This window comes from Nocardia sp. NPDC003345 (genome assembly GCF_053589395.1).
This window is the reverse complement of record NZ_JBSFRU010000002.1, coordinates 1-24,759: the sequence shown is the minus strand read 5'-3', so window position 1 is coordinate 24,759 and position 24,759 is coordinate 1. Positions and strand designations below refer to the sequence as shown.

The following is a 24,759-nucleotide window of genomic DNA, read 5'->3' as shown; positions in this document are numbered from 1 at the left end:
GATGATTCCGGCCGGTCCGGTCAGGGGGTTTCGCCGCCGGCTTCCGTCGCCACCGCGTCACCGGACACCGGCGCGGCCGGCCGTGGCGGTTCGGCGCCGAGACCGAAGGTCACACCGGTCAGTTCCTCGGCGATCTCCCACAACCGCCGGCCCGCCTCGGGATCGGACGCACCGGGCGGCGTATCGAGTAGCTCGGGCGGGCCCACCAGGCCCCACCGCTTCTCGGGACCGTAGAACCCCGCGCCCCGGACCTCGGGGTCCAGCGCCGCCCGCAGAATCGACTGCGCACCGGCCTCGGGCGTCTGGGTGACCAGACGGGCCAGCGTCATCACGATATCGCTGTAGGCGATCCGCACCAGCAGGCTCTGGTCCCGCAGAATCGTGGAGCGCACCCCGCCGGGGTGCGCTCCCACCGACAGCGCCCGCGAACCGGCGGCGGCCAGTCTGCGTTGCAGTTCGACCATGAAGGTCATGGTCGCGGTTTTCGAGCGCGAGTAGGTGACCAGCCGGCCGAAGCTGTGTTCGGATTGCAGATCGTCGAAATCCAGTGCCGCGCTCCGCCGCCCGTGACTCATACTGCCCACGCCGACGATCCGCCCGGCCGGAGCGGCGGTGATCAGATCCGCCAGCCGGGCACTCAGTGCGAAATGGCCCAGGAAATTGATCCCGAAATCGCTTTCGAAGCCATCCACGGTGAGTGTCCGCGTACCGGCCACCACACCCGCGTTGTTGACCAGCAGGTCGATCGCGGGCAGATCGTCGTGCAGACGGCGCGCGCAGTCGGCGACCGAACCCAGATCTCCGATATCGACGTGGACCGTCCGGATATCCGAACCCGGCTCGGAATTCTCGATATCGGCTTTCGCCACCGCGGCGGCGGCGTCGTTGCGGCAGGCCAGTACGACCGTCGCCCCCCGGCGTGCCAGGCCGCGGGCCACTTCCAATCCGATCCCGGTGTTCGCACCTGTCACCACTGCGGTGCGGCCCGACTGATCGGGTGCGTCCGCCACTGTCCACGGTTTATTCGACGAGCTCACGGCACCTATCCAGTTCCAGCACGGTCTACGCCGCCCCTCGTGGAGAACGTCCGGGGGCGGCCGGTCCAGCGAAAAGTATAGGACAGTTCTCTCGCTGAGAGAACGTTATTTCCGCGCTGTCGTGACGCCGACCGGCCGCCGGATCACGGCTTTCGCGCGACCCCGCCGAGCATCAGCCGTTCCTCCCGCGTCGCCGGCGGGCGCGCCGGCCCGGAGGGCCACCACTGATCGAGCGGCACCACACCCGGCTCGACCGGTTCCAAACCGTCGAAGAACGAGACGATCTCCTCCCGGCCTCGGAACCACCCGGTTCCCAGCCCGCGCTCCAGGAACCGCCGCTCCATTTCGCGGGCGAGGGCATGGTCCGCGGCGCCGGGGCCCGGATCCCAGAAATGCGTGATCGCCACGAACGATCCGGGACACAGCGCTTCGGCACAGCGCGCGACGATATCGCGTGGCGCCTGCGCGTCCTCGATGTGATGCAGTACCGCACCCAGGATCAACGCGACCGGCCGCCCCGGATCCAGATAACGCCACACCTCCGAATCCGGCGCCGCCAGCTCCGGATCCGTGAGATCGCCACGCAGGTAGACCGTGTCCTCGTTGGTCTCCAGCAGCACGCGCCCGTGGGCGCTGACCATCGGATCGTTGTCCAGATACACCACCCGCGCCCACGGATTCACCAGCTGGGCTATCTCATGGGTATTGCCGACAGTGGGCAGACCGGCGCCCGCGTCCAGGAACTGCTCCACCCCCACTATTCCGGCGAGATAGCGAACGACACGGCGTAGCCAGGCGCGGTTGCGCCGCGACATCCCACAGATGCCGGGTGCGACCTCGCGCACCGCATCCAGCACTCGGCGGTCGACCTCGAAATTGTCCTTGCCGCCCAGGCCGGCGTCGTAGACGCGCGCGATACTCGCGCGGGTCGTATCGACGCCGACCGGCGAACGGCCGGGGGATGGCGAACGGAACGGTGTATCCGGCATCGCTTTCTCTCTATCCGGTTGTCCTGGCTACACGATCGACAGATAGGGCTCGACGGATAGGACGACGCCGGTTCGCCGAATTGATCGCCGCGCGAGACGATTTCTCGAAGGAAATTTTTCCGTTCGCCGTTTGCGCTGGTAGAAGGGCTGTTTCGCGACCGAGTTTCGGGACCGTCTCGATTCCGCCGAAGCGACCGACGCGAGCCGGATCGCGTTCTATGGTTGTCCATTACAGACGCGCGGGGGCCGGCCGTGACCACCCGCGCACGACCCTGGATCACCGAGCTCGGAGCCGCTCATGAGCCCTACCGACAGCGCCCCGGTCACCCCACGCAGCCCTCACCGGCTCGATATCTCGGAACCGGACTTCTGGACACGCGATTTCGCCACTCGCGACGAGACGTTCGCCCGGCTCCGCGCCGAACCCGGCCTCACCTGGCACGCGCCACCACCCGCGCTGTTCCCCCATGACGAGCCCGGTTACTGGGCGGTGACCCGGCATCACGATATCGCCCATATCAGCCGCCATCCCGAACTCTTCACCTCCACGCTGGGTATCAGCATGGATCCGATGCCGGTCGAGGTACAGCGGCCCACCACGTTCTTTCTCATGATGGACCCGCCGCAGCACACCCGGTACCGGAAACTGATCAGTTCGGCGTTCACCCCCCGTCAGGTGCGGCGGATCGAATCGCAGATCGGCGCCAACGCCACCGAGATAGTGGACGACTTCCTGGCGCGGTTGAGCGTCGGTGAACCGCTGGATTTCGTCGACTGTGTATCGCGCGTACTACCCATGCGCACCATTTCCGACATGATCGGTATCGAGGGCGCGCAGCGCGACGCCGTGGCGTACGCGGCCGAGGCCATGTTCGGATCGAGCGATGACGAATACGCGAGCCTCGAGCAGCGCGCCGAGTTCTTCATGACCCAGTTCGGCATCCTGCACAACGCCGGCACCGATCTCGCCCGGCAGCGCCGCGCGCACCCTCGCGACGACCTCATGTCCGCCGTCGTCGCCGCCGAGGTGGACGGGCAGGGGCTGACCGACGAGGAGGTCGGCGCCTTCATGGTGCTGCTGGCCTCGGCCGGCAACGACACGACCAAGCAGACCACCTCCCACGCGTTCAAGGCACTCGCCGAACATCCCGCCCAGCGGGAATGGCTACTCGAGGATTTCGACACCCGGATCGGCGGCGCGGTGGAGGAGTTCATCCGCTGGTCGACACCGGTGATGCATTTCGCCCGGCACGCGGTCACCGATACCGAGGTGGCGGGCACCCGTATCCACGCCGGCGAGAAACTGGTGCTGTTCTACTGTTCGGCGAACCGCGACGAGACCGCCCTCGACGATCCGCATATCTTCGATATCACCCGCACCCACAACCCGCATTCCGGGTTCGGGGGCGGCGGCGCCCATTTCTGCCTGGGCGCCTGGCTGGCCCGGATGCAGCTGCGGCTGCTGTTCCGCGAACTGCTGACCCGGGTGCCGGAGCTGGTACTCGGCGAACCGGAGTACGTGCACAGCGATTTCATCCACGGCATCAAACGCATGCCGGTACGCCCGCGTACGTAGGGACTCCCGGTCGGAGGCACCGCGCCGGAACAGCGCACGGATACCGATCGGCCGTCGCGGCGCCACGGGGCGCACTACGCTGAGGCCGACCGACCATCCAGGAGAGGAATCATCCATGAAGACCCGGCTGAACTGCCCCTGCGGCGAGCACATCACCGGTAGCACCGAGGACGAACTGGTCGAGGTGGTGCAGAAGCATCTGAAGGAGAACCACCCCGGCCACGACTACACCCGCGACGAGATTCTGTTCATCGCCTACTGACCGCCCGACCGGCGGCCCGCAGCCCGGCCGATGATCCCGCGGCGGATCACGGCGCGGCGCCGCCGCGCACCGGTTGCCGCCGCCCGCCGGCGGCAACCGCGGCACAGGCACCCGGGCATACCGTGGTATATGGATCTGGGCGGTATCCCCGCCGGGAAGGATCCCATGGACGACCACACACTCGCCGCCACGCTGGCGAAAGAAGCCGGCGAACTCCTGCTCTCCATCCGCGATCTGGGCGGCCGGGTCGGCGATCAGCGGTCCGATCGGCTGCTGCTCGGGCGGCTCGCCGAGGAACGCCCGGCCGACGCGGTGCTCTCGGAGGAATCACCGGACGACCCCGCCCGTACCGAACGGTCGCGGGTATGGATAGTCGACCCGCTCGACGGGACCCGCGAATACGGCGAACCGGGACGTCCGGACTGGGCCGTGCACGTGGCCCTCGCGGTGGACGGCGAACCCGTGGCCGGCGCGGTGGCACTACCCGCCGAGGGCACGGTCCTGCACACCGGACGGCCGCCGATCCTGCCACCGCCGCCGCCACCGGGCACCATCCGGGTCGCGCTCTCGCGGAGCCGGCCCTCCTTCGAGGTGCGCCAACTGGTGGCACGACTGTCGGCGACCCCGGTACCGATGGGGTCGGCGGGTGCGAAGGCGATGGCGGTCGTGCGCGGCACCGCCGATATCTACGCGCATTCGGGCGGGCAGTACGAATGGGACTCCTGCGCGCCCGTCGCGGTCGCGGCGGCCGCCGGGCTGCACGTCTCCCGGCTCGACGGCTCGCCACTGCGCTACAACCGGCCCGATCCCTACCTGCCGGATCTGCTGATCTGCCGCCCCGAGTTGGCCGGAATGGCATTGGAGGCGTTGACCGGATAGGTGTCCGCGGGATCAGATCGGTAGGACGTATCCGATGACAGGAGTGATGCAGTGAGCGGTCGACTATCCGGCAGAGTGGCATTCGTAACCGGCGCGGCACGGGGTCAGGGACGAGCCCACGCGGTCCGGCTGGCCACGGAGGGCGCCGATATCATCGCGGTGGACCTGTGCGGGCCGCTGCCGCCCGCGGTGCCCTACGATTCCGCCACCCCGGACGATCTGGACGAAACCGTCCGGCTGGTGGAGGGCACCGGCCGCAAGATCCTCGCCTCCGTCGCCGATACCCGCGATCTGCCGGCGCTGCGCGCCGCCGTCGACAACGGTGTCGAGGTGTTCGGCCGGCTCGACGTGATCGTGGCCAACGCCGGGATCTGTATACCCGAGCCGTGGGACGCCATCACGCCGGAGTCGTTCCAGGCCGTTCTCGATACCAATGTCACCGGCACCTGGAACACGGTGACGGCGGGCGTGCAGCGCATCATCGACGGTGGCCGCGGCGGATCGATCATCCTGATCAGCTCGGCCTCCGGTGTGGCGATGCAGCCGTTCATGGTCCACTACACGGCCAGCAAGCACGCGGTCACCGGGATGGCCCGGGCACTCGCCGCCGAGCTCGGCAGGCATTCGATCCGGGTCAACAGCATCGCTCCGGGCCCGGTCGCCACGCCGATGGGGTCCGGGGATATGGTCGGCGCGCTCACCCGGGCCGCCGAAACAAACGGCCTGCTGGCCAATATGAACACCCCGCTGCTCCCGGAGGGCATCGCCGGGCCCGAGGACATCTCCGACGCCGTGTGCTGGCTGGCCGGCGACGAATCCCGTTTCGTGACCGCGAGCAGCATATCCGTGGATCTGGGCGCCTCGCAGTACTGAACCGTCTCGCTACCCCGCGCGGGGCGGGCGCGGCGACCAAATCGTGCCCGCCCGCACCGCGTCGTCGGGAAAAGCCGAGGAAAATTCCATATAACACTTTCCGAGAACGCCATTATCGGGCAACCTGGGTACTGCCGTGTACCGACCCACGGCATCGCCACGAGAGCAAAGGGACGCCGATGAAATCCAAGGGTGCATTGATCTGGGATTACGCGCAGCCGTGGTCGGTCGAGGAAATCGAGATCGGTGACCCGCAGCAGGGCGAGGTCGTGGTCCGGGTGGAGACCGCGGGGCTGTGCCAGTTCGATCAGCGTCTCGCCAGCGGCGACGTCCCCACCGCGGCCTTCCCGATCCTCGGCGGACACGAGGGCGCCGGCGTGATCATCGAGGTCGGCGCCGGAGTCGACCAGCTGGCCGTGGGCGACCATGTGGTGTTCTCCTTCATTCCGGCCTGCGGACTATGCCAATCCTGCCTATCCGGACATCACAATCTCTGCGACCGCGGGCAGGATCTGCTCACCCGCGGCGCCGTCTCCGACGGCACGTTCCGGATCCGCGCCCGGGGCGAGAACGTCCACCCGACCTCGCTGATCGGCGCCTTCGCCCCCTACGCGGTGGTGCACAAGAGCTCGGTGATCAAAATCGACCCGTCGATCCCCTTCGATATCGCGTGCCTGGCCAGTTGCAGTGTCACCACCGGGTACGGCGCGGTGGTCAATACCGCCACCGTCCGGCCGGGCGAGGACGTCGCCGTGGTCGGCGCGGGTGCCGTCGGCGCGGCCGCGGTGCAGGCCGCGGTGATCTCGGGAGCGCGCCGGATCTTCGCGATCGATCCGGTGCAGAGCAAACTCCACCAGGCGGCGAAATTCGGTGCCACCCACACCTATTCCGATATCGACAGCGCGATCGGCGGAATCGAGGAGGTCACCGGCGGTCAGATGTGCCGGACGGTGATCGTCGCCGTGGGCCGCTGCGACGGTAACGATCTCGCGAAATGGATGCGGATCACCGCCAAGGCCGGCAGTTGCGTCCTCGCCGCCACCGGGGATGCCGCCGAGACCAATCCCAGGATGAACCTGTCCGCGATGACCTTCCAGCAGAAGAGCCTCTGCGGGACACTCTTCGGCGGCGGCAACCCCCAGCTGCTCATCCCCGAGGTACTCGCGCTGTACAAGCTCGGCGACCTCGGCCTGGGCGAGATGATCACCCGGGAATACTCGCTCGAACAGATCAACGAGGGTGTCGCGGATATGCTCGAGGGCCGCAATATCCGCGGACTCATCCGGTTCACCGACGCCGACCGCTGAACGCGGCCGGCGTCCGGCCCGGACCGTCAGAACACGACCCGGCTCACCGCCTCGGCGATCAGCGCGGGCTTCGCGCCGCCTTCGATCTCGACGGTGTGCTGCACCACCAGCTGCAGCGCGCCGCCACCCACTTCCTCGGCGTTCGCGAGGACCGCGGTGGAGCGGACCTTGGCGCCCACCGGCACCGGGCTGGGGAACCGGACCTTGTTCGAGCCGTAGTTGATCCCGAGCTTCGCGTTCTCGAATCCGAAGATCTGCGAACCCAGCAGCGGCAGCAGCGACAGTGTCAGATATCCGTGCGCGATGGGCCCGCCGAACGGGCTCTCCCGTTTCGCACGCTCCACATCGACATGGATCCACTGATGGTCTCCGGTGGCCTCGGCGAACTGATCGACCATCTGCTGGGTGACCTCCACCCAGTCACTGGTTCCGAGGGTGTCGCCCACGGCGCCGAGTACCTCGTCCTTGCCGGTGAATGTGCGCACAGTTGTCTCCTTCGATCCCGTGCCGCGCGCTGTCGCGGCATCGCAACTCACCTACTAGGTATTCCGCACTTCGCCGCCGAGTACAAGCCCAAATGAGACATTTATTGAAATAGTCGCAAATTTCACCGCTCGTGGCTGCCTGATCAGCCAATTCGTCCGGGCGTTATGCTGCGGCTGGGTCGTCACGGCCCCGATCCGGCCGCGGCCGCGATTCTCCGAGGCACCCGCGCCCCGGCCCCACCACCCACGGTGGCGGCGCATCCACCCGGTGATCAGGAGACCCGCGCCCGTTGACAGTCCTCACTCTCTGCCTCGTCACGGTCGCCGGATTCTTCGCCGGCCTCGTCGGATACGTCACCGGAATCGCCTCGCTCATCTCCTATCCGGCTCTCTTGGCCGCCGGGCTGTCCCCGGTATCGGCCAATGTGACCAACACCGTGGCCATGGTCGCGGTCGGGGCCGGCTCCACCGCCAAGGCGGGCGCCGCGGTCGGCGGCAATCCGCGCGCACTACTGCTGCACGCGGCGTGCGCCGCCCTCGGCGGGATCGGCGGCGCAGCCCTGCTCCTCACGACCTCGGCCGAGCTCTTCGCCGCCGTGGTTCCGGTACTCATCGCCGGAGCCTCGGTCAGCCTGCTGCTCCAGCCGAAACTGCGCGAACTGGCCGGGGGCAGATCCTTCCCGCGACTCTATCCACTGGCCACCGTGGCGGTCGGGCTCTACGGCGGCTACTTCGGCGCCGGTGTCGGCGTCATGTTCCTGGCGCTGATCCTGGTATGCACCTCCGAGACGATCTGGCGCGCGAGCATCCTGAAGAGCGTGCTCACCGGCGCCGCGAATCTCGTCGCCGCGATCGGCTTCGCCGTCTTCGGCCCGGTGCACTGGATCGCCGCGATCGCCATGGGCCTCGGTGCCTTCGCCGGCGGCTGGTTCGGCCCGCCCCTCGTCGCCCGCCTGCACCCCGGCGCCATGCGCATCGGGGTCGCGCTGTGCGGGGTGGGTCTGGCCGGCTGGCTCGCGTTCACCTAGTAGGCGTGGTTGGTCGTGACCGCAGCTCAGGTCAGCCAGGATTTGTTGCCACCCGGATAGTCATCGAAATCGTCCGGCCAGTCCGAGGGACCGACCACGCCCGGATCCCGGCGCCCGGGTGCGGGATTCGTCGGCCGTGCGGTCCGCCACTGCGGGGTCGAGTCGTGGGTTGCGGCCGGTGGGGTGTGGCAGGGGCTTCTTCCGCAATTCATGAGTGAAGGTGGACAGGTCCGCCAGCGAACCGCGGAACTGCCGGATGGCGGCTTCCGCTCCGGGTGGAATATCGCCGCGCATGTGGATCAGGACCAAGGGACGGCCGCTTCCCGCACAGCCCTGTCCGGCTATCCCCTATCCGGGGCCGAGAAAGCTTTGCAGGCGGCGCTTCTCGGCTTCGAGCGCGGTGGCGAAGGCCCTGCCCTTCGGGGGGCCGTCCACGAAGCCCACCTCCACCTCGCTACCCGGACCGGCGCAGGTGGCCCAGCCGATCACCCGGTCGCGCCACAGCATGGGCATGGCGTAGTAGCCGCGGACCCTCTTGGCGACCGGGGTGTATGCCTCGAAGCGGTAGTCCCAGCCCCAGATCCGGCCGAAGCGGCGGCGGTCCCAGACCAGGGGGTCGAACGGGGCGAGGATACGGACCCGGGCCGGGGCGTCGCGGTCGACGGGCAGTAGGTCGGAGGGCCACAGATAGCGCACACCGTCCACGACGGTGGCGGACAGTTCACCGGTGGCGAGCAGTTCACGCAGGGTGGCCGATCCGGTCGCGCCGCCGATCGATCGGAGGGCGCGGTTCACGGTGGCGGAAAGGGTCGGTTCGGCGGCGGGGGCGAGTGTGCGGGCGATCCGGAGGGCGAGGAGGCGCCGGCGCTCACCCGGTTCGAGAAGCCGCTCGGGTTCCGGCGCCGTTTCGTAGCGCCGGATTCCCGATACCCGGTCGGCGACCCGCAGAAATCCGTACCGGTGCAGTTCCTCCAGAGCGACGGTGGTCGCGGAGGAGGTACCGCCCCAGGCGTTGACTACGCCGCGGTGACCGAAATGCGCTTGGAGATCACGGGGATGCACCACGCCCCGGTCCCGGACGAAGGCGAGCACATCGGCGGTGCCGGCGTCGTGCGGGAAGGCTCCGTTCACGGCCCGCGGATGGATCCGGGGATGCAGTACCGGTCGCAGCGCGGGAACGGTGTAGCCGTAGGCGTAGAGGAGATCCTCGTCGATGCCGAGCGCCCGGTAGTGCCGGTCCAGATCGCCGGCCCGGTAACCGCGGACCCGCTGCCGCAGGATCAGATCCTGGGCGCGGGCCGGGGAACGGATCGGGTCGGCCTGGACGAACTCCATCTCGGCGAGGACCTCCGCGAGCGAACCGGAGGAACGGGGCAGCGACCAGGCCACCGCGTGGGAACGCAACCATGCCAGCGACATACGCCGAGAGTAACGACGGGCTCCGACACCCACGCAACGCCGCGGCGCCGGCGGACGCGACGTGGGCGGACGCCGCGCGATACCGCGCGGACGCTAGGTCCGGCCGCGGCCCAGGGCCCGGGTCAGGCGGGCGCGCACGGAACGTTCGGCGCCCCCTCCGGCCGCCGACTCGGCGGCGCCGGTGATATTGCGGGCCATCCCGCCGAATATCACCGCGTGGAAGGGTGCGATGGATTTCCAGTACAGATGTCCGGCCAGGCCGTGCGGTTCGAAGACCGCGCGCTGCCGGTAGACCGCGCCTTCCTCGCCGGTCCCGACGCACAACTCCAGCCAGGCCCGGCCGGGCAGGCGCATCTCGGCCCGCAACCGCAGCAGGGTGGGTCGTTCGATCCGCTCCACCCGCCACCAGTCCAGCGCCTCGCCCTCCCGTAGCCGCTGCGGATCGCGACGCCCGCGGCGCAGCCCGACGCCGCCGGCCAGCCGGTCCAGCCAGCCGCGCAGCGACCAGGCGAGCGGGAACGAATACCAGCCGTGTTCGCCGCCGATCGCCTCGATCACGGCCCACAGCGCGGCGGGATCCGCGCTGGTGGGGCGTTCGCGGACGTCCTGATACAGCGATCCGCCCGACCACTCCGGGTCGGTGGGCAGCGGTTGTGACGGTTCCATGCCGGTCGTGTCCGCATCCGACCAGCGGGTCGGCACATCGAGGTTGCGGATCCTGGTCAACGCCAGTTCCACCGCCCGCCGGTACCCGATGAGCCCGCGATCGGGGTCGGGGATATGGGCCGCGATCTCGTGTTCGGCACACACCACGTCGTTGACCAGCGATTCCATCAGAGGGACGGCGATCGCTCGCGGTACCGGCGTCACCAGGTTCACCCATTGCGCCGACAACCACGGCGTCAGCACCGGAACCGGCACGATGATCCGCCGCGGCAGCCCGGCGACCTCGGCGTACTCACGCATCATCTGTTCGTAGGTGACCACGTCCGGCCCCCCGATATCGAAGGCCCCGGTCACCGTGGCGGGCAGTTCCGCGGCCCGGGTCAGGTAGTAGAGGACGTCACGCACGGCGATGGGCTGGATGCGGGATCGCACCCAGCGCGGGGTCACCATCATCGGCAGTCGCTCGGTGAGATAGCGCAGCATCTCGAAACTGGCCGATCCGGAGCCGATCACCACCGCCGCCTGGAACACCAGCGCCGGAACCGCGCCGTCGAGCAGGATCCGGCCCACTTCCGCGCGGGAGGACAGATGCCGGGACAACTCCTGGCCCGCGGGTGCGATACCGCCGAGGTAGACGACGCGCTCCACCCCGGCCGCTTCCGCCTCCCGGGCCACCAGGCCGGCGGCGCGGCGATCGACCTCGTCGAAATCCGACCTGGTCAGCGAATGCACCAGATAGTAGAGCACCTGCCGGTCGGCCAGCGCGGCACGGACATCCTGCTCGACGGTGACATCACCGCGGACGATCTCGACCTGCTCGCACCACGGCGTATCGGCCAGTTTCCCCGGGGTCCGGGCCAGGACCCGGACGGTATGCCCGGCCGCCAGCAACTCCGGCACCAGCCGGCCACCGAGATAACCCGTGGCCCCGAACACCACACAACGCATCGGACGACCCCTCACCTCGGACGGCTTCGCCGGGTACTGCGCCGGGACAGCGCACTCCCTGCAGGCTAACCGCCCGTCGGCGGCCACGCGGCGCGCGACACCGCGCCGCACCGGAAACCGGTTCGCCACCGGGGCCGCGACCGCCGGGCGCTGTTTGCGGCGGCCGATGCCGGGTAGCGCCCGTCTATGGGCCCCTCTGTTCGCAGCATCCTCTCGCCTCGCTCGATCACCGCCCCGGTCACCGCTGTCGGCTCCGCGGTCCGCGCCGGAGCGGAACTCGCGGCCGATACCGGCCGCCAGGCGGCGCGGGTCCCGCGGCGGGCCGCCGAAATGGCGGGCACTGTGGCGACCGGCCTCGCGCCGCTGGGACCGGATGAACGCAGCCGGATCCGCGATGATCTCGCCGCACTACTCGACCCCCGCGACCGTCGCGCGCAACGCCGGGTCGCGCTGACCGACGACCTCGCGGCGATAGAGATCCAGGGGCTGGCCAACGGGCAGGGCTCCGCGGTGACCCGGTCGCTGGACCGGCATCTCGGCCGGCTCCGGGAGGTGCAGTGGTGGCGGGTCAACGCGGTCACCGGGCGGATCGTCACCGCGCTGTCGACGGGGGCCGATCTCGACCGCCTGCTGGCGGCCATCGAGGAGGTGGAGCAGGAAACCGAGGTCGCCGACGAGGGCTGGAGCCGGGCGGCCGAATTCCCCGCCGACCGGGAGCCGGTGCTCGCCGCGGCCATCGAGGTGGCCGGCGATGTCTGCGCGATCGCGGTATCGGCCGCGGGCGCGGTACCGCCGCTGCGTGGATTGATGCGCGGGGTGCGGGCCGCGGCCGCCTTCACCGATGCCCAGCCCCGGCTGCGGGCCCATCTCGAGGAACGGCTGGGCGGCGTCCGCACCGATCTCGTCCTGGCCATCGCCAACGCGGCGGGTTCGGCTCTGGGCGAGGGCGCGGGTGGCGGCGTGTCGAATCTGGTCGCCGATGCCGTCCAGCGCGGGTTCGTCCTCACCGAGGCGGTGGCCCGCCACGCCCAGTGGCGGCGCTGGCAGGCCGACATCATGGACGCCGAACATTTCGGGGTCGCGGAACCGCTGCCGGAATTCACCCGGCCCGCCGACCTGCCGCGCGGACCGGTGGAGCGCGTGGCCGATGAGACCGCGACCGCCTCCCTCGCCGGCGCCGCCACGCTCGCCGGACTCGGCCGCTCCCACGATATTCCGGACGCGCTGCTGCTCGGCGCGCCGAAGGCGGCGCGCGCGGGACGCGAGGTCTTCGCGGCGACGGTGTCCACGACCCTGGCCGCCGCCGGGGTCCTGACGCTGCATCCGGTGGCCTGGCGGCGGCTGGACCGGCTGTCCGCCCTGGTCGTGGACGCCGAGGCCCTGTCCACCGACCGGCGGGTGGTACTGGAGGCCGAGACCACCGAGGACGACTGGCCTGCCTCCCGGGTCTGGAATACCGCGCAACGGCTGCTGTGGTCACCGGGCGGCGGAGCCGGCGGGGAGCCGGGCGCGGCCCTGGTGCACGCCCAATCGGGGACTCCCGACCAGGGGATCACCACCCGTCCGGTCTGGCGGGAGCTGCGCGAGGGCGAACGAGCCGTGGGCCGGGTGCTGGTGGGCCGCGAACTCGATCCGCGGGCCCACTCGGTTCTGCATGCCGCCCGGCGGGCCGGTTTGCGGGTGGTCCTCGCCGGCTATCGGGACGCGGGGGAACTACGCGGTCTCACCGACGAGTTCGTCTCGGCGCGGGGGTCGCTGAGCGCCCAGGTCGAACGGCTGCAGCAGGACGGCCACGGGGTGGCCGTACTCAGTATCCGGGCGCACAAGGCTCTCGACCACGCCGATGTCGCGATCGGGCTGCTCGGCAGCAAGAGCAGCGGCACCCATATGCCCTGGACCGCCGATCTGCTCTGTCGCGACCTCACCCAGGTGGAACGCACCCTCACCGCGATAGGGCCCGCCCGGCAGGTCAGCGAACGCGGCCGGACCCTGGCCCTGTCGGCGTGCAGCCTCACCGGATTGCTGCTCACCGCCGTGCCCACCTCCCGCTCGCGTGGCGCGCCCATTATCGCGGCCAACGTCGCCGGCCTGTTCAACGGCGCGCTGAGCGGTCTGCGCGCTACCGGTGACGGGCCGGCACCGGACCTCGCCCCACTGCTGCCGTGGCACGCACTCGAACCCGCCGAGGTACTCGACCGGCTGCCCGAACCGGGAGCCGCTGCCACCGAGCGCGCCTCGGCCGAGCCGGTGACTCGCGGCCGGTTACCGCAACTGGTCGGGCCGATCGCGGGCTATCTGGGGCATATGCGCCGGGAGCTGGCCGATCCGCTCACGCCGGTGCTGGGTGTCGGGGCGGCGGCCACCGCGATATTGGGTTCCCCGTCCGACGCGGTATTGCTGTCCTCGGTGCTGACCGTCAACGCGATGATCTCCGCCCGGCAGCGCCAGGCCGCCGAGAACGAACTACACGAACTCATCGAGGGTGAGCGACTGAGCGGACGGGTGATCGCGCGCGGCGATATCGACAACGACGACCCGGACGCCACCGAGCTACCCGCCGACCGGTTGTCGGTCGGCGATATCCTGCTCGTCCGGGCCGGCGAAGTGGTGGCCGCGGACGCGCGGTTACTGCGGGCCGACGATCTGGAAATGGACGAATCCGGCCTCACCGGGGAATCGGTGACGGTCCCCAAGAGTATCGACGCCACTCCCGGCGCGGCGCTGGGGGAACGCTCCTGCCTGATCTTCGAGGGCACCACGGTGGTCAGCGGGTCCGCGGTGGCCCTGGTGATCGCGGTCGGCTCCGATACCCAGGCGGGCCGGGCCACCGCGGGCGCGGTACCGCCCGACAAGGGCGGTGTGCAGGCGCAACTGCGCTCGCTCACCGATCGTGCCCTGCCCCTGACCCTCGCCGGTGGCGGCATCGTCACCGCGCTCGGCGGGCTGCGGGGACGCACCCTGCGTGACGCCATCTCCGACGGTGTCGGCGTCGCCGTCGCCGCGGTACCCGAGGGTCTGCCGCTGGTGGCCACCGTGGCGCAGCTGGCCGCGGCCCGGCGGCTGTCCCGCTACGGTGTCCTGGTCCGCGCCAACCGGGCGGTCGAGGCACTCGGCCGTATCGACACCTTGTGTTTCGACAAGACCGGAACCCTCACCGAGGGCCGGCTGCGGCTCACCGCGCTCGCCGACCTCGATGAGCAGTGGGAACCCGATACCGACTCCCCGGATGCCAGGCGGCTGCTGCGCGCCGCCGCACGCGCCTGTCCCGACCCGGACGACGGCCCGGTGCTGCATGCCACCGACCGCGCCGTCCTGGACGCGGCGGCCGAGATGCCCGACGGGGCGGCACACCGGTGGGATCCACTCGACGAAGTGCCGTTCGAATCCAACCGGGGCTACGCGGCCGCGATCGGGAAGACCGCGCACAAACTGCGGTTGATGGTCAAGGGTGCCCCCGAAGTAGTGCTGTCGCGCTGCACCGCCGTGCGGACCGCCGACGGTTCGGTCCCCCTCGACACCCGGACGCGCCGACGCGCCGACGCGATGGTCCACGAACTCGCGGAACAGGGATTGCGGGTGCTGGTGGTGGCCCGGCGGGATCTGTCCGGGCGCCCCGGGGATACCGAGGACGCGGTGGCGGAACTCACCCTCCTCGGCTTCCTCGGCATCGCCGACACTCCGCGGCCGCAGACCCCCTACCTGGTGCGTTCCCTGCAGGACAATGGCATCGCCGTCCGGATGATCACCGGCGACCACCCGGTCACGGCCGCCGCGGTGGCGCGGCAACTGGGCATCACCGTCGATACCGTCGCCACCGGCACCGATCTCGACGAACTCGACGAGACCGGTCGCACCGAACTGATCCAACGCAGCACCGTCTTCGCCCGCGTCGATCCGGAACAGAAGGTGCGGATCGTGAGCGCGCTGCGGCGCTCCGGGCATGTCGTCGGGATGGCCGGCGACGGCGCCAACGACGCGGCGGCCATCCGCACCGCCGATATCGGTATCGGCCTGGCCGCCCACGGCTCGGCCGCCGCCCGCAATGCGGCCGATCTGGTACTCACCGAACCCGATCCGCGGATTCTGCTGCACGCACTCGTGGAGGGGCGCAGTATGTGGCAGCGGGTCGCCGACGCGGTGGCCGTCCTGGTGGGCGGTAATGCCGGGGAGATCGCGTTCACGCTGTTCGGTACGGCCATCGGTGGCCGCGCCCCGCTGGGCACCCGGCAGTTCCTGCTGGTCAACCTGTTGACCGATATGTTCCCCGCGCTCGCCCTCGCACTGGCCGGTGACCAGGAACAGCCCGCGACCCAGAACGGCGACGAATGGGTCGAACAGCGCGCCGCGCAGCTGGCCGCCGTTCCCCCGGCTCATCTGGGCGCCGATCTGATCCGCACCATCGCGGTCCGGGGTGTGGCCACCGCCACCGGCGCCTCGGCCGCGTGGATGACCGGCCGCTTCACCGGGACACAGCGCCGCGCCGACACCATCGGGCTGGTCGCTCTCATCGGCACCCAGCTCGGCCAGACACTGGTCGCCGGATATCGCAGCCCGCTGGTGTGGGTCACCACCGCCGCCAGCGGCGCGGTACTGGGGGTCGTGGTGATGACACCCGGGCTGGGCGCCTATTTCGGCTGCACACCGCTGGGCCCGGTGGGCTGGACGATCGCGACCACCGCGGCCGCGGCCGCCACCGCGGGAGCCGCCGTCCTGCCCCGGTTCCTGACCGAGGAACAGGATGCGGACACCGCATCGGAGCCGATCACCGGCCCGGAGGAGGCCGCGCGGCTCGCATGACCGGACCGAGGGGCCCGGGTTCGCCCGGGCCCCTCGGGGGGATGTACTACTCGTGGACGACGGTCAGCGGCGCCGGTCGTCGCGATCGATACCTTCGATATCGATCCGCTCCTTGCGGACGGTATCGGAGACGGTCTCCTCGTCGGCGACCTCGTCGACCGCCAAGCGCACCCGCTCCACCGGGACCGATTCCTTGCTCACCGTCACCCGCTGGGCGTGCAGCGTGACCTCCTGGACCTCCTCACCGAAATGCGGTGTCACCGCGGACGGATCGGTGATGGGTTCCCGTTCGATATGGACTTCCTGGCGGGTGACCGGAACCGTGATCGTCTGTTCCTCGGTGACCACGTACTTCCGCAGCCGGGCCCGGCCCACGACATGGTCCTCGGTGCCGATGTTCAGATGCTCTTCCGAGCGCACCAGCGACTCCGGCGACCGCGCCGCCCGCGTATGCTCGCCGGTCGCCGGGCGTTCGGGTGTGGCCGGGCGTTCGGCGGTGCGGGCGGGTTCCGGTGGCGCGGGCATCCGCGCGGCCGTCTCACCGGTGGTCTTCTCCCGGTCCGCGGTGAGACCGGCGATTCCGGCGGTGGTCCCCGCGGCGGTGCCGGCGCGGGTGGTCTCGGCGTGCCGCCCGTGGTCCGGCGTATCGGTACCACCGTGACCTATTCCGTAGTGGACGAACAATTCGTCCTCCGATTCCTGGGTGATCAGTCCGTCGTGCGCCAGATGCGGAGCGGAGCGCACCGCGTCCTTGTGGACCCGGACCTGTACTTCGTGGGAACCCTCCCGTACCTGGGCACCGGCCAGCGGGACCAGCGAGTCCTCGCTGAACATCCCGGTACTCACCGCGGCCCACGTCGGTGCGCCGGAACTGTTGTCGACGTAGACCCGTTTCACCTTGCCGATCTTCGCGCCGCCCAGGTCGTAGACGGCGTCTCCGATCAGATCCTCGACATGCTGAGCCATGGTTCCTCCTCGCTTGTCCTCCGATGCGCGGTCGGCGAGTCGATCGGCGGTACCGTCCCGGATATGCCGGTCCGGAGGTGCCGGCCCCTGCAGGCGGTCGGCCACCCGCGGTCGGTGTACTCGTCGCTTCCGTTCCTGCGGAAGTTCGCATCGGTCACGGCGTCGGCTCATCTCCTCGTAGCGGGCCGGCCGGCGCTGCCGGTCGGCGGTGACACAGCTACATCTGAGCAACTACCCGGTGTGGCGATCGGCAAACACGCCGATCAGGTAATTGAAACCGGCCTACTCCTGGTGTAAAGGCGGCCGATCCAGGAAACTGTCGCGGTCCGGCAAACCATCGGCGGCGATCGTGGCACGATCCGGGCGCACCGAGATGCCACGCCCCCGCGAATCGGGGCATACTCGTCGGAGTGAGCGCCCCGACTGTGTCCAAACCCGCCATCCTGAGCGTCGACGACGATCCCGGGGTTTCCCGGGCGGTGGTCCGCGATCTGCGGCGCCGCTACGGTGCCGACTACCGGATCCTGCGCGCGGAGTCGGGCCCGCAGGCGCTGGAGGCCCTGCGGGAGATGAAACTGCGGGGGCAGGCGGTCGCGGTGCTGATCGCCGATTTCCGGATGCCGGGTATGGACGGTATCGAATTCCTCGAGCAGGCCATGGACCTGCACCCGCACGCGCGCCGGGTACTGCTCACCGCCTACGCCGACACCAACGCCGCGATCGACGCCATCAATGTCGTCGACCTCGATCACTATCTGCTCAAACCCTGGGATCCACCCGAGGAGAAGCTGTACCCGGTGCTGGACACTCTCCTCGACGCCTGGCGCAGCAGCGACCACCGTCCGGTGCACGGCACGAAGGTCGTGGGCAATCGCTGGTCGCCCCGGTCCTCACAGGTGCGCGAGTTCCTGGCCCGCAATCAGCTGCCCTACCGCTGGTTCGCCGCCGAGGAGCCCGAGGGCGCGCGGCTGCTCGAGGCCGCGGGGGCCGATCCGGACCGGTGCCCGGTGGTGATCACCCAGGAGGGGCAGGCCCTGATCCAGCCCAGCGACGGCGAACTCGCGCAGAGCGTCGGCCTGAGCACCCGGCCGTCCGAGGATTTCTACGATCTCATCGTCGTCGGCGGCGGGCCCGCGGGCTTGGGTGCGGCGGTCTACGGCGCCTCCGAGGGGTTGCGCACCGTACTGGTCGAGCGGACCGCGACCGGCGGGCAGGCCGGGCAGAGTTCCCGGATCGAGAACTATCTCGGGTTCCCCGACGGACTGTCCGGCTCACAGCTCGCCGACCGGGCGCGGCGGCAAGCGGCCAAATTCGGTGCCGAGGTGGTCACCACCCGTGATGTGGTGGGGCTGGAGGTGAACGGTTCGGCGCGTGGGGTGCGTTTCGCCGACGGCGGCAGCCTGGCGGCACATACGGTCATCATCGCCACCGGGGTCGACTACCGGCGCCATCAGGCGCCGGGCGTCGACGAATACACCGGCCGCGGCGTCTATTACGGCTCGGCGATGACCGAGGCCGCCGAATGCGCGGGGCAGGACGTCTACATCGTCGGCGGGGCGAATTCGGCGGGTCAGGCCGCGATGTTCCTGTCCCGCAACGCCCGCACGGTCCATCTGGTCGTGCGGGCGGATTCGCTGGAGAAATCCATGTCCTACTACCTGATCCAGCAGATCGCGCAGGTGCCGAATATCCAGGTGCATGTGGAGACCGAGGTGGTGGCGGTCGACGGCGCCGACCATCTGCACACGATCGTGCTGCGCAACAATCGCACCGGAGCCGAGGAGAAGGCGCCCGCCGAACGGCTGTTCCTCTTCATCGGCGCCGCCCCGCAGACCGAATGGCTCGACGGGGTGGTCCATCGCGATCCGGCGGGTTACGTACTGGCCGGCCCGGACCTGCTGGTGGACGGCGACCGCCCGGCCGGCTGGGAACTGCCGCGACCGCCCCACCATCTCGAGACCAGCGTGCCCGGGGTCTTCGTGGCCGGTGACGTCCACGCCGAATCGGCGAAGCGGGTGGCCTCCGCCGTGGGCGAGGGTGCCATGGCGGTGATGCTCGTGCACAGGTACCTGGCCTAGGAGAAGGTGAGCGATGACCATCTGTGATCCCGCCGAACTGCGGACGCTGTTCCTGTTCGAGAAGCTGGACGACGGACAACTGGCCTGGCTGTGCGCCGACGGCCGGATCGAGGAGCTGGGACCGGGCCCGGTGTTCCAGGAGGGTGACCCGGCGACCTGCTTCTACGTGCTGATGGACGGGGAGGTGCGGATGACCAAACTCTCGGCGGGGCGGGAGATCGAGATGTCGCGCACCGACCACCGCGGCTCCTACGCCGGCGCCTGGACGTCGTACCTGGGTGAACACGCCGAAACCCATTACAGCGCCTCGCTGTATGTCACCCGCCCCTCGCGGTTCTTCGTACTGGACGCGCAGATCTTCTCGCAGATGATGCACGCCTGGTTCCCGATGGCGGTGCACTTGCTCGAGGGCGCGTTCTTCGGTAACCGCAATACCAATGCCCGGATCGCCCAGCGGGAGCGGCTGCTGGCGCTGGGGTCGCTGTCGGCGGGCCTCACCCACGAGCTCAACAATCCGGCCGCCGCCGCGGTCCGGGCCACCGCCGGGCTGCGGGACCGGGTGGCGGGTATGCGGCACAAGCTGGCCATGATGGCGCAGGGAAAATTCGACACCGCAAGTCTCGAAACCCTGGTGCGGTTGCAGGAGGAAGCGGCCGCGCAGGTCGCCAAGGCGCCGGAGCTGTCTCCGCTCGAGGCGGCGGACCGCGAGGACATCCTCGGCGACTGGCTGGAGGAGCACGATATCCCCGGGGGCTGGGAGCTCGCGCCGAATTTCGTGCAGGCCGGATTCGATACCGACTGGCTCGAACGGGTGGCCGCCACACTCGAGGGCGCGCAGCGGCAGGTGCTCGAGGGCGCGTTCCGCTGGCTGAACTACACCATCGAGACCGAACTGCTGATGAACGAGATCGGCGACTCCACCAGCCGTATCTCCACCCTGGTGGATGCCGCCAAACAGTATTCGCAGATGGATCGGGCCCCGTTCCAGGTGGTGGACCTGCACGAACTGCTCGACAGCACGCTGGTGATGCTCAGCCGCAAGATCGGCGATTCGATCACGGTGGTCAAGGAGTACGACCGCGCCCTGCCCGAGGTGCCCTGCTACGCGGCGGAACTCAACCAGGTCTGGACGAATCTCATCGACAACGCGGTGTACGCGATGGAGGGCAGCGGAACGCTGACCGTGCGCACCCGGCACGACTCCGATTGCGCGGTGATCGAGATCGGTGATACCGGGCCCGGTATCCCGGCCGAGGTGCAGAGCCGGATCTTCGAGCCCTTCTTCACCACCAAACCGGTCGGCGAGGGTACGGGTCTCGGCCTGGATATCTCGTTCCGGATCGTGGTCAACAAGCACGGCGGGGATATCCGGGTGGAGTCGCGGCCCGGCGATACCCGGTTCACGGTCTGGCTGCCGCTCACCCGCCCCGAAACCGAGCCGGACTAGATTGCCGCGGACCGCGGATCCCGCGATACGGCGACCTGCGCGCTGGCTGCCATGCCCCACAGGTCATTACGCTGACGCCCATGTTGGTGGGGCGCGACGACGAGCGCACCGAAGTGGACAGCCTGATCGCGGCCGCCGTGAACGGCCGGGGCCGATCGCTGGTCGTCCGCGGGGAAGCCGGTATCGGTAAATCCGCTCTGGTCGACTACGCCGCCACCGCGGCCACCGGTCTGCGGGTGATGCGGGGTATCGGAATCGAATCCGAGGCCGAACTGGCCTTCGGCGGTCTGCATCTGCTGCTGCATCCGTATCTGGACCGGCTGCCGCGGTTACCGGCGCCCCAGGCGGCCGCCCTGCGCGTCGCGCTGGGCTACGCGGAAGCGGCCGAGACCAACCGGTTCCTGGTGGGCGCCGCCACGCTCACCCTGCTGGCCGAACTCGCGGCGGAGAAACCGACCCTGCTGCTGTGCGATGACGCGCAGTGGCTCGACCAGAGTTCATCGGACGCGCTGTTGTTCGCCGCGCGCCGGTTCCACGCCGATCCGATCGCCGTCCTGCTCACCGTCCGCGATACCGCCGTACCGTTCGCCACCCCCGGTATCGACACCCTGCGACTGTCCGGTCTGCCTGCCGAGGCGGCGGCGGAACTCCTGACCCGGCACGTTCCCGGACTCACCGTGCCCGGCCGGGAACGAGTCCTCGCCGAGTCGGCCGGTAATCCGCTGGCACTCATCGAACTCGGCACAGCCCGGTACACGGCGGAACGCGCGGGTGAAACCGATCCGGGACACGAGGTGGGGCCGCTGCCGGTGACTCGGCGGGTACAGGAGAGTTTCCGGGCGCAGATCGCGGACCTGCCGGAAGGCACTCGCCGCCTGCTCGCCGTCGCCGCCGCCGATACCGGCGCGGGTCTGGCGACGATCTTGCGCGTGGGCGCGGAGTTCGGTGTGGGCGCGGCGGATCTCGAACCGGCGGAGCGGGCGGATCTGATCGCGATCTCGACCGATACGCTGCGGTTCCGGCACCCGCTGATCCGGTCGGCCGCGTACCAGCAGGCACCCCACCATCACCGTCTCGCCGTTCACTCGGCGTTCGCGGGACTACTCGCCGCGGCCGGGGACGCCGATCGCCGGGCCTGGCATCTCGCCGCGGGCACCGGCGGACCGGACGAGGCGGTCGCGGCGGAACTGGAGCGCACCGCGCGCCGGGCCGAACATCGCGGCGGCGCCATGGCGGTCTCCGCGGCCTACGACCGGGCGGGTCGCCTCAGCGTGGACCCGGAACGCAAGGCGCATCGTATTCTGCTGGCCGCCCGGGCGGCCTACGACGCGGGCAAACCGGATCGTGCCACCCGGCTCGCCGCCGAGGCCGCCGCCCTGACCCACGATCGCGGGATCGCGGCCGCGGCCACCCATATCCGCGCCCAGGTCGAATACGAGCGCACCTCCCCCGGCACCGATGCCGAACTGGCACTCGCGGCCGCCGCGCTGGTCGCCGGGTCCGACCCCGAGCGCGCGGTACCGATGCTGGCGGAAGCGGTCTGCGCCGCCCGCGACGCCGCCGACCCGGGTTTGCTGGCCCGGGCCGCCGAGTTGCTGCGGGCACTGGAGCTGCCCGCCGATTCCGGATCGGCGGTGCTGGTCCGGGCGCAGCTGGCCTGGCCGGATTTTCTCGGTGGCCGGCCCGCGCCCGCCGTAGCGGCGATGCTCGGGCAGTTGCGGGCGGCCGGTACCGACACCGGCGACTACCTGGGTGAGGTCGTCGCCGCGTTCAGCGGGCTGATGCTGGGGCACGACGGCGAGGCCGTCGCCGTCATGGAGCGGGCGGTCGGCCGGGCCCGGGCCTCCGGTGCGGTCGCCTGGATCCCCTACACCGCCGAAGTCGTAGCGCTGGCCCAAGCCATGGGTGGCCGGTTCCACCGGGCCCGGACCTCGATCGCCGAAGGCCTCGCGATCGCTACCGAACTGGATATGAGCACCGAGATCGCGGCGCTGCGGGCGATCGAGGTGTGGGAGGCGGCGGCCTGCGGCGATCTGCCCCGCTGCCGGGACCTGGCCGACCGGATCCTGCCACTGCTGGCGGACCGGCACCGCACCCATGCCGCCCTCGCGGTCTGGGGTCTGGGTGCCGCCGATCTCGGCGACGGCCGGTTCGACGACGCCTGCGCGCGTCTGGAACAGGTATGTTCCGGCCCGGCCGCGCACGATTTCCTGATCCGGGCCGTTCCGGACCATATCGAGGCAGCGGTCCGGGGCGGTCATCTCGCGCGGGCCGGGAAGTATTTCGCGGGCCTGCGGGAGTGGGCGGCGCAGACCGCGAGCCCGCTGGCGCGGGCGCTCGTCCACCGGGGACACGCACTGCTCGCCGACGGCGATGCCGAACAGCACTACCTGTCCGCGCTGGCACACCACGACGGCCACGACGGCCCCTACGATCGGGCCCGCACCGAATTGCTGTTCGGAGAGTGGCTGCGCAGGCGCCGGCGGCGCACCGATGCCCGGACCCGGTTACTGGCGGCGGCGCGGACTTTCGACCGGATCGGCGCCCGGCTGTGGGCAGAGCGCGCCCGGAGCGAGCTGGCGGCGCTCGGCGAACAACCCGTCGCACCGCGCGGGGATCCGCTCACGCGGCTGACGCCGCAGGAAACCCAGGTGGTGCGGTTGGCGGCCGCCGGTTTGAGCAACAAGGAGATCGGGGCCCAACTGTTTCTCAGTCCCCGGACAGTGGGTCACCATCTCTACAAGGCGTATCCGAAACTCGGGGTCGGACGGCGGATCGAGCTGGCGCAACTCGAACTCTGAGACGGGCCGTCGACTTATACTTCCGCGCCGTGGCGTCTCCGGACACCGGTCATCCGACCGATGCGGCGGCCGTGACCGCCGCCTTACGTTCTCCCTGCCGGGCACAACCGAACGAACAGGAGAGCGATATGTCGCTGGAGAACAGAACCGCCGTGGTCTACGGTGCGGGCGGATCGATCGGATCGGCGCTGGCGAGCGGATTCGCCGCGGCGGGCGCCACCTGCCATCTGGTCGGCCGCACCGCGGCCACCCTCGACGCGACGGCGGAGAAGATCCGCGCCGCGGGGGGCCGCGCGGAAACGGCCGTGGTCGACGCATCCGACGAGGCCGCGGTCAACGATCACGCGGCGGCGGTCGTGGAAAAGCACGGCAGTCTCGATATCTCGGTCAATGTCATCTCGCAGGCCGCGCATTTCGGCCCGCTGCTGGACCTCCCGGTCCGTGACCTCGCCGAGTCCATGGCCGCGCTGATGACCACACAGCTGATCACCACGAAGGCCGCGGCCCGGCATATGGTGAAACAGGAGTCCGGGGTGATCCTGTTCTTCGGCGGTTCGGATCCGTCGCAGAAATCGCCCGGCCTGGGCAATGTCCAGATCAGCATGGACGCGATGGAAGGACTGCGCCGGCAGTGGGCCTGCGATCTCGCCCCGCACGGTATCCGCGTGGTCACGCTGCTGACCGGCGGTATTCCGGAATCCTTCCCGGATATCCCCGAAACCGCGCAGGCCCGGCAGAGCCTGATCGACGCCACCCTGCTCGGACGCGCGGCCTCGCTGTCCGATGTCGGCGATGTCGCGGCGTTCCTGGCCTCGGACCGGGCCCGGTCCATCACCGCGACCCAGATCAACATCTCCTGCGGGGCCTGCGTGGGCTGACACGCGGCGGGACGGTTCGCCGGGGGGGCGAACCGTCCCGGCCGACGCCGCGGTCAGCGGTGACGGCGGTAGATGATCGGCTGTGCGGCTATCCCGTTGGCCGCGAAATTGGCCAGGACGAACGAGCGGAAGCTGGGCCGCAGCACCAGACCCGGCAGGAACGCGCGCAGCGACTGCCAGGACGCGTGGTTGATCAGGGTGTAGTCCTCCGGTTCGCCGGGCAGCGGCCGCATCGGCACCGAATTCGGCAGCGCGGTCTTGCGCTGGAACCAGCCGGCGGTGTATTCCCAGACGTCGAGCACGGTCCGCCGGTCGGCGCAGTG

General features: G+C 70.0%; 17 protein-coding genes and 1 pseudogene. 11 read left to right on the top strand and 7 right to left on the bottom strand.

From position 1 onward, the window contains the following. Positions 1-20: 20 nt before the first annotated feature. Both ACWDU1_RS00520 and ACWDU1_RS00515 read right to left on the bottom strand, forming a co-directional pair. Positions 21-1,037, bottom strand: a complete 1,017-nt coding sequence (locus tag ACWDU1_RS00520; RefSeq protein ID WP_449994524.1) for an oxidoreductase — start codon at positions 1,035-1,037, stop codon at positions 21-23. Between the two features lie 143 nt (positions 1,038-1,180). Next, positions 1,181-2,026, bottom strand: a complete 846-nt coding sequence (locus ACWDU1_RS00515; protein ID WP_449994522.1) for an SAM-dependent methyltransferase — start codon at positions 2,024-2,026, stop codon at positions 1,181-1,183. 298 nt (positions 2,027-2,324) lie between these two features. Between ACWDU1_RS00515 and ACWDU1_RS00510 the strand changes: the two genes are divergently transcribed. The 5 genes from ACWDU1_RS00510 (at position 2,325) to ACWDU1_RS00490 (ending at position 6,923) form a co-directional block, all read left to right on the top strand. Continuing rightward, positions 2,325-3,602 carry a cytochrome P450 gene (locus ACWDU1_RS00510; RefSeq protein WP_449994520.1) on the top strand — a complete coding sequence of 426 codons (1,278 nt, stop codon included), beginning with the start codon at positions 2,325-2,327 and terminating at the stop codon, positions 3,600-3,602. A gap of 115 nt (positions 3,603-3,717) precedes the next feature. Further along, on the top strand, positions 3,718-3,864 hold the full coding sequence (locus tag ACWDU1_RS00505) for a DUF1059 domain-containing protein (protein ID WP_357421078.1): 147 nt from the start codon (positions 3,718-3,720) through the stop codon (positions 3,862-3,864). Positions 3,865-4,029: 165 nt separating this feature from the next. Beyond that, positions 4,030-4,743, top strand: a complete 714-nt coding sequence (locus tag ACWDU1_RS00500) for a 3'(2'),5'-bisphosphate nucleotidase CysQ (protein WP_449994518.1) — start codon at positions 4,030-4,032, stop codon at positions 4,741-4,743. Between the two features lie 51 nt (positions 4,744-4,794). Next, the gene (locus tag ACWDU1_RS00495; RefSeq protein ID WP_449994516.1) at positions 4,795-5,616 is read left to right on the top strand and encodes a mycofactocin-coupled SDR family oxidoreductase; all 822 of its coding nucleotides are present in this window, start codon (positions 4,795-4,797) and stop codon (positions 5,614-5,616) included. 179 nt (positions 5,617-5,795) lie between these two features. Then, complete coding sequence (locus ACWDU1_RS00490; protein ID WP_449994514.1) at positions 5,796-6,923, top strand: NDMA-dependent alcohol dehydrogenase; 1,128 nt, start codon at positions 5,796-5,798, stop codon at positions 6,921-6,923. Between the two features lie 26 nt (positions 6,924-6,949). On the opposite strand, the gene ACWDU1_RS00485 is transcribed toward ACWDU1_RS00490, so the two are convergent. After that, positions 6,950-7,408: a MaoC family dehydratase gene (locus ACWDU1_RS00485; RefSeq protein WP_449994512.1), complete on the bottom strand. Its 459-nt coding sequence runs from the start codon at positions 7,406-7,408 to the stop codon at positions 6,950-6,952. Positions 7,409-7,698: 290 nt separating this feature from the next. Between ACWDU1_RS00485 and ACWDU1_RS00480 the strand changes: the two genes are divergently transcribed. Beyond that, the gene (locus ACWDU1_RS00480; protein WP_449994511.1) at positions 7,699-8,436 is read left to right on the top strand and encodes a sulfite exporter TauE/SafE family protein; all 738 of its coding nucleotides are present in this window, start codon (positions 7,699-7,701) and stop codon (positions 8,434-8,436) included. A gap of 348 nt (positions 8,437-8,784) precedes the next feature. Here ACWDU1_RS00480 and ACWDU1_RS00475 read toward each other — a convergent pair whose 3' ends face one another. Continuing rightward, positions 8,785-9,855 (bottom strand): DNA glycosylase AlkZ-like family protein, encoded by a 1,071-nt coding sequence (locus ACWDU1_RS00475; RefSeq protein ID WP_449994509.1) that lies wholly within the window; start codon positions 9,853-9,855, stop codon positions 8,785-8,787. A gap of 93 nt (positions 9,856-9,948) precedes the next feature. Then, complete coding sequence (locus ACWDU1_RS00470) at positions 9,949-11,469, bottom strand: SDR family oxidoreductase (protein WP_449994507.1); 1,521 nt, start codon at positions 11,467-11,469, stop codon at positions 9,949-9,951. Positions 11,470-11,655: 186 nt separating this feature from the next. Between ACWDU1_RS00470 and ACWDU1_RS00465 the strand changes: the two genes are divergently transcribed. Then, positions 11,656-16,266 (top strand): cation-translocating P-type ATPase, encoded by a 4,611-nt coding sequence (locus tag ACWDU1_RS00465; RefSeq protein WP_449994505.1) that lies wholly within the window; start codon positions 11,656-11,658, stop codon positions 16,264-16,266. A gap of 63 nt (positions 16,267-16,329) precedes the next feature. Here ACWDU1_RS00465 and ACWDU1_RS00460 read toward each other — a convergent pair whose 3' ends face one another. After that, positions 16,330-17,232: a DUF2382 domain-containing protein gene (locus ACWDU1_RS00460; RefSeq protein WP_449994503.1), complete on the bottom strand. Its 903-nt coding sequence runs from the start codon at positions 17,230-17,232 to the stop codon at positions 16,330-16,332. A 410-nt stretch (positions 17,233-17,642) separates the two neighbouring features. Between ACWDU1_RS00460 and ACWDU1_RS00455 the strand changes: the two genes are divergently transcribed. The 4 genes from ACWDU1_RS00455 (at position 17,643) to ACWDU1_RS00440 (ending at position 24,436) form a co-directional block, all read left to right on the top strand. Beyond that, positions 17,643-19,310, top strand: coding sequence for an FAD-dependent oxidoreductase (locus ACWDU1_RS00455; protein ID WP_449994501.1), 1,668 nt, complete (start codon positions 17,643-17,645; stop codon positions 19,308-19,310). Between the two features lie 13 nt (positions 19,311-19,323). Next, on the top strand, positions 19,324-20,757 hold the full coding sequence (locus ACWDU1_RS00450; RefSeq protein ID WP_449994499.1) for an ATP-binding protein: 1,434 nt from the start codon (positions 19,324-19,326) through the stop codon (positions 20,755-20,757). Positions 20,758-20,837: 80 nt separating this feature from the next. After that, complete coding sequence (locus ACWDU1_RS00445; protein ID WP_449994497.1) at positions 20,838-23,558, top strand: helix-turn-helix transcriptional regulator; 2,721 nt, start codon at positions 20,838-20,840, stop codon at positions 23,556-23,558. Positions 23,559-23,686: 128 nt separating this feature from the next. Then, a complete protein-coding gene (locus ACWDU1_RS00440; protein WP_449994495.1) occupies positions 23,687-24,436 on the top strand; it encodes an SDR family NAD(P)-dependent oxidoreductase in 750 nt (249 codons plus the stop codon). A gap of 53 nt (positions 24,437-24,489) precedes the next feature. Here ACWDU1_RS00440 and ACWDU1_RS00435 read toward each other — a convergent pair. Further along, positions 24,490-24,759, bottom strand: a pseudogene (locus tag ACWDU1_RS00435) (hypothetical protein); the annotation flags it as partial.

Coding starts and splice junctions, on each gene's coding strand:
- ACWDU1_RS00505 (WP_357421078.1), top strand. CDS start 3,718: ATGAAGACCCGGCTGAACTGCCCCTGCGGCGAGCACATCACCGGTAGC.
- ACWDU1_RS00440 (WP_449994495.1), top strand. CDS start 23,687: ATGTCGCTGGAGAACAGAACCGCCGTGGTCTACGGTGCGGGCGGATCG.
- ACWDU1_RS00490 (WP_449994514.1), top strand. CDS start 5,796: ATGAAATCCAAGGGTGCATTGATCTGGGATTACGCGCAGCCGTGGTCG.
- ACWDU1_RS00450 (WP_449994499.1), top strand. CDS start 19,324: ATGACCATCTGTGATCCCGCCGAACTGCGGACGCTGTTCCTGTTCGAG.
- ACWDU1_RS00470 (WP_449994507.1), bottom strand. CDS start 11,469: ATGCGTTGTGTGGTGTTCGGGGCCACGGGTTATCTCGGTGGCCGGCTG.
- ACWDU1_RS00500 (WP_449994518.1), top strand. CDS start 4,030: ATGGACGACCACACACTCGCCGCCACGCTGGCGAAAGAAGCCGGCGAA.
- ACWDU1_RS00445 (WP_449994497.1), top strand. CDS start 20,838: ATGTTGGTGGGGCGCGACGACGAGCGCACCGAAGTGGACAGCCTGATC.
- ACWDU1_RS00460 (WP_449994503.1), bottom strand. CDS start 17,232: ATGGCTCAGCATGTCGAGGATCTGATCGGAGACGCCGTCTACGACCTG.
- ACWDU1_RS00515 (WP_449994522.1), bottom strand. CDS start 2,026: ATGCCGGATACACCGTTCCGTTCGCCATCCCCCGGCCGTTCGCCGGTC.
- ACWDU1_RS00465 (WP_449994505.1), top strand. CDS start 11,656: ATGGGCCCCTCTGTTCGCAGCATCCTCTCGCCTCGCTCGATCACCGCC.
- ACWDU1_RS00510 (WP_449994520.1), top strand. CDS start 2,325: ATGAGCCCTACCGACAGCGCCCCGGTCACCCCACGCAGCCCTCACCGG.
- ACWDU1_RS00475 (WP_449994509.1), bottom strand. CDS start 9,855: ATGTCGCTGGCATGGTTGCGTTCCCACGCGGTGGCCTGGTCGCTGCCC.